Source organism: Rubrivivax sp. A210, assembly GCF_904426505.1.
Lineage (GTDB): Bacteria > Pseudomonadota > Gammaproteobacteria > Burkholderiales > Burkholderiaceae_C > Rubrivivax.
In genome coordinates, this window is the sequence record NZ_CAJGBN010000043.1 from 1 (window position 1) to 4,674 (window position 4,674).

Here is a 4,674-nt window from a genome sequence, read left to right on the forward strand (position 1 = left end):
GACGTGCTGACCCGGCTGCCGACGCAGCCGGCGGGACGGATCGAGGAGTTGCTGCCGCATCGCTGGCAGCTGGGCGCCTCGCGCTGAATCGCCTCGAACTCGCGGGGTGTGTTGCCCGCGCGCTTACTCTGGATCTCGAAATATGGCCATAGCTGTGAGCATGCGAAGAAAGCCCAGCTTCTTGTAGAAACCTTCCTTGCCAGGCACTGAGTACAGGATGATCTTCTTGTGGCCGCTGGAAAGCTGGACCAACTCCTGAACTACTGCCTTGCCCAGACCAGTACCTTGATAGCTTGGGTGGACAGCGACGTCGCATATGTACGAGCAGTCGGCTCCATCGGCAAGTGCTCGGCCCACTGCGACCATGCGTCCCTCATCACGTACAAAGCAGCGAAAGCGACTGTTCGTGAACACGATCTCCAGGTCCCTGGCGTTCTTTGTGCCGAGAGGCGCGACTCGATAGAGAGACTCAAGTTCGAGCCAATCGACGGTGCTGATTTCATGGGACCACGAGAGGGGCACGAGCTTTCCTTGTGAAGCCTAACGTTCGAGCTAAGCGGGCGGCAACGGCAGGCCACCAGGCCCGGGCTGGCGAAAATGTACCGTGTACCGCCAGACCGGGCCTGGTGGCCTGCCGTTGGCGCTCCGCTTGAGCGAGGGGTTAGGCCGCACGTCGCTACTGAAGCACGCACTCGCTAGAAACACAGGCGTATAGCTGGAGCATTGTGACTCCTCCGCAAGAAGTGCCAAAGGTAAGTGGCGCAGATAGTGCTCGCGCTTGCTTGGCAAGCTCGGCGTACTCATTGGCTGCCTGAACCGCTTGCTGAGCAGTTGCAGACGAAGTGGAGTACAGAACATTCCTTTTGAAATTGCAGGGATCGTTGAACGTCGGCTCTAGCGCCAACACCTTGCATTGTGCTGAGTCGGTGCAAGGAGACGGACTGGCTAGTGTCACAACTGTGGCTTCCTGGATCCTGGCCGCAGCCACGGCCTTCTCCAAGGCTGTTTGTTCAGTAGCGGTGTTGCCTTTGACACCATTGCCACCGCAACTGACGACCGACAGGCAGGCCACCAAGAGCCAAGTTTGAGCAAGTCGCATGTGTAGTCTCTGTGGATTGTCGGCAGCGGGAAATTGAAATGTGGCCATTGTGCGGCCTAACGTTCGAGCTAAGCGGGCGCCGACGGTAGGACGCCAGGCCCGGGCCGGTGAAAATGTACCGCGTACCACCGGCTCGGGCCTGGTGGCCTGCCGTTGGCGCTCCGCTTGAGCGAGGGGTTAGGCCTCGCCGGTGCCGCGATGGCAGCAACTATCTGCATTTCTCACGAAGCTTCTCAAGTGCTCGGTCCTTGCTAAGCATGTAGTCGTCGATGTAGAGCCGTCCTTCTTGCCCACCGTCGTACAGGACATCTTTGAATCCATAAGTACCAAGCTGGCCGTAGATGCCGTCGCCTCGATCAGGGTCATGGCCGCCATACCACTCAAGAAGGTAGTAGCCCTGCGGCCCATCAGCTATGAAGTAGTCGCAACTACGCACTCGAAGGAGGACAGTTATCGGGGCGGCGCTTGCCTGTGGCTTCTCTTGCCTTCCCTCAGCCTTCTTCTTGTCTGTCGGAAGTGGTGCTCTCCGTGAAGCTGGTTGTACCGCCTGGACTCCCACGGTCTTACCTTCGACAAGCATCTTTCCTCGGGCTGGACATATCGTGACTTCGGGGTAGTAGGCGTATAGGTATTCGTACGATCCCACTACTTCGTAGATGGCGCCCTCAGCGGTGCGGAAGATTTCCCCGTGATTGCCCATCAATGGACTCGGCGCCATCACTGAGGTTTTTAAGCAGGCCTGCGCTTGAGCATCCGCACACGTGAGCATCATGAGCGAGAACAACCAAGTCCATTTCACGATTTCTCCTCCTGCTCTTTTCATTGGCTGATCATAGTTCTCATGATTGCTCGCCGACGAGTTCAGCGCGAACGATCGGCTTGGTTCTGCGGATTGACTCCGCCCTGGGCCCACCAAGGACGTTGGTTGCGAGGCCTAACGTTCGAGCTAAGCGGGCGCCAGCGGCAGGACGCCAGGCCCGGGCCGGTGAAAATGTACCGCGTACCACCGGCTCGGGCCTGGTGGCCTGCCGTTGGCGCTCCGCTTGAGCGAGGGGTTAGGCGTCACGGTTTGGTGCGGACGCGATTGGCCCGATGTTGAAGTTCACTATCAGTGCCACCAGGGTGGCCGAACGATCGGATCTTTGCCGCGCCGTACTGCAGTGCGATCGGAAGAAGTCGTTGTTCCTCTCTCCGAATTTCTTGTTCGACGTGCTTCTGAACCCAGACTGCAACCTCTGACAAGAGTTTGGGCGCGGCGAAGTCCAGTCCCATTACTGTCCCATGATGAGCACCGATACCTTGAATTGACAAGTCGTCGCCGTCCTCCCGAAGCGTCACTGTTACGTCATTCTCTTCAAAGTCGTTGACTGAGTGCGCGACATGCTTACTTCTCACAGCGATAAAGTACTCGTGTGCTTCTCGAAGCGTTGGTGGGGCGGAATCAAGCAGCTTGTGGCTCAGTTGGTCTCGAGAGCCACTGCTAAAACATCTGGCGTATCGAACAACGGCGGCTGCAGAGAGAGCTTCCCAAAGCACCACATCAAACTCCATGATTTCCAATCGTCGGCAGTACTCGAGCGTGCCGTTGAGATCATGACGGATGCTATGCAGGCTTGCGAGCAGGCGGGCCTCAGGAATATTGAAGCGATACCCAGAGAAGTTGGCCATTGTGTGACGCCTAACGTTCGAGATAAGCGGGCGACGACGGCAGGACGCCAGGCCCGGGCTGGCGAAAATGTACCGCGTACCGCCAGACCGGGCCTGGTGGCCTGCCGTTGGCGCTCCGCTTGAGCGAGGGGTTAGGCCGCGCTGTTGGAGGACTCTTGGTCAACCCTCACGCGCCACTCGTACAGGATGAGCCCGATAGCCGAGCCGAGTGGGTAGGTGAGTACGGCCCCCGCGAGGTATGTTCTGGCGTTCTTGCCTTCTCGCTTGGCCAGCAGCCAGACGAAGATGAAGTGCAGCACAAGCGTGACTGCTAAGGCCAGCCCTGCGAGCATGAACAAGAGAGGCTTGGGTTCTGCTACTTCTGTGGCGAGATAGATGATGGCGCCCAAAGCAACGATGCTGAGCAACAAAGTGGTTGTTGCTGCTGCTGAAGCCTTGGAAGCGGGGGTCTCGGTCATGCGAACCTCCTTGCACGGTGGATGTACCCTGAGCCGGCTTGCAGCATAGCCCGAGACGCAACGAATGGGACCGAAGCCGGGCGTTGCGCGGCCTAACGTTCGAGCTAAGCTGGCACCGACGGTAAAGCGCCAGGCCCGCGCTGCAGATGATGAACCACACTGTAGCGCGGGCCTGGCGCTTTGCCGTTGGGGCTCAGCTTGAGCGAGGGGTTAGGCGTCAATGCGCAGCTTTCTTCATTGTGAGTATCAGTATGGTTGTCCATGGCGATGTAGTAGATGGGGTTGGTCTTCAGTATCCTACTCGGCTGCCGATAACCAGAACAGAGAACTTGGTGATAGGGTCATCTCTGTGCGTGCTTGGATTGCGGAACTTGAGGAAGAGGCAAAGTCAGCGTGGGAGGCCTTTCGTGCCTACTGGAATGATCAAGTTCGTTCCCTGCTGATGACTCTTTTGCTCTTCCTTGCGATGGCCGCCCCAATCATCATCGTTATCTTGATTCTCTGGTATCTCGACTCCATTGGTTGGAGAGCGGGTAGCGGCTTCTACACGATTGGCACTGCATCAATTTTGCAATCTCTGGTGTTCAGGGTTTGAAGATGTAGGAACCACCGCGCTGGTTGAGTTTGACGCCTAACGTTCGAGCTAAGCGGGCGACGACGGCAGGACGCCAGGCCCGGGCCGGTGAAAATGTACAGCGTACCACTGGCCCGGGCCTGGTGGCCTGCCGTTGGCGCTCCTCTTGAGCGAGGGGTTAGGCCGCACTCCTGCCAAGCCCTGCGGACACGAGCACTGCCAAGGCCAGTGTGAACACCGGGCCGATGCTGAGCACGAAACCGAGCCCGCGGCTTGCAGGTGCGGTGACGTATGCACGCCAGTAGATGACCCGGCCGACGAGATAGACCGTGCCTACGCAGGCAATTGCCCAGCCTGGCCAGTACCTTGTAGCGGCGTACAGGGCTGGCAAGAAGGCAACCAACAATTCAAGGGTATTCATCTGGACTCGGTACACCCGCTCGAACTGCTCGTTGCCAGACACAGCGGGAGCTTTCACTCCGTATTGACCTCTCGCCTTGCCAACGAGGCTACCAAACACGAGGTACTGAATGATGGCGAGCATGGCCACGATATCGACTAGGTTCATAAGCGTATTTTCTGAGGCGGGCCAGTAGGGTGGGAATTGTGCGGCCTAACGTTCGAGCTAACCGGCCAGCGGAGGTAGGACGCCTTGGCCCGGGCTGAGAAAATGTACCGCGTACCGCCAGACCGGGCCTGGTGGCCTGCCGTTGGCTCTCCGGTTGAGCGAGGGGTTAGGCCGCACTCGGGTACGACCGGGGCGGATGGGTGACACTTTTCTCGCAGCGTGCAGGTGACGAGACAGGGACGATGGACCTCCACAAGGAGGGTACCAATGCCCTGGAAGGACACCAACATCATGGAACTGCGAATTC

6 protein-coding genes are annotated in these 4,674 nt (G+C 58.5%); 1 reads left to right on the forward strand and 5 read right to left on the reverse strand.

Annotated elements, in window-relative coordinates; genetic code table 11:
* Window positions 1–123: 123 nt before the first annotated feature.
* The 4 genes from JMV16_RS18115 to JMV16_RS18130 all read right to left on the reverse strand — a co-directional run bounded on the left by JMV16_RS18115 (window position 124) and on the right by JMV16_RS18130 (window position 3,225).
* The gene (locus JMV16_RS18115; protein WP_201495712.1) at window positions 124–522 is read right to left on the reverse strand and encodes a GNAT family N-acetyltransferase; all 399 of its coding nucleotides are present in this window, start codon (window positions 520–522) and stop codon (window positions 124–126) included.
* A 785-nt stretch (window positions 523–1,307) separates the two neighbouring features.
* A complete protein-coding gene (locus JMV16_RS18120; protein ID WP_201495713.1) occupies window positions 1,308–1,898 on the reverse strand; it encodes a hypothetical protein in 591 nt (196 codons plus the stop codon).
* 263 nt (window positions 1,899–2,161) lie between these two features.
* A complete protein-coding gene (locus JMV16_RS18125; protein ID WP_201495714.1) occupies window positions 2,162–2,767 on the reverse strand; it encodes a hypothetical protein in 606 nt (201 codons plus the stop codon).
* 131 nt (window positions 2,768–2,898) lie between these two features.
* Window positions 2,899–3,225 (reverse strand): hypothetical protein, encoded by a 327-nt coding sequence (locus tag JMV16_RS18130; RefSeq protein ID WP_201495307.1) that lies wholly within the window; start codon window positions 3,223–3,225, stop codon window positions 2,899–2,901.
* 349 nt (window positions 3,226–3,574) lie between these two features.
* On the opposite strand from JMV16_RS18130, the gene JMV16_RS18135 reads away from it, so the two are divergent.
* Window positions 3,575–3,820: a hypothetical protein gene (locus JMV16_RS18135; RefSeq protein WP_201495715.1), complete on the forward strand. Its 246-nt coding sequence runs from the start codon at window positions 3,575–3,577 to the stop codon at window positions 3,818–3,820.
* 157 nt (window positions 3,821–3,977) lie between these two features.
* Here the strand turns inward: JMV16_RS18135 and JMV16_RS18140 are convergent, their stop codons facing one another.
* Entirely contained in the window at window positions 3,978–4,367 is a 390-nt protein-coding gene (locus tag JMV16_RS18140) for an MAPEG family protein (protein WP_201495716.1), read from the reverse strand.
* Window positions 4,368–4,674: the final 307 nt, after the last annotated feature.

Bases quoted from the DNA above. Each gene is read 5' to 3' on its own strand.
- JMV16_RS18125 (WP_201495714.1), bottom strand. From the start codon at position 2,767: ATGGCCAACTTCTCTGGGTATCGCTTCAATATTCCTGAGGCCCGCCTG.
- JMV16_RS18130 (WP_201495307.1), bottom strand. From the start codon at position 3,225: ATGACCGAGACCCCCGCTTCCAAGGCTTCAGCAGCAGCAACAACCACT.
- JMV16_RS18140 (WP_201495716.1), bottom strand. From the start codon at position 4,367: ATGAACCTAGTCGATATCGTGGCCATGCTCGCCATCATTCAGTACCTC.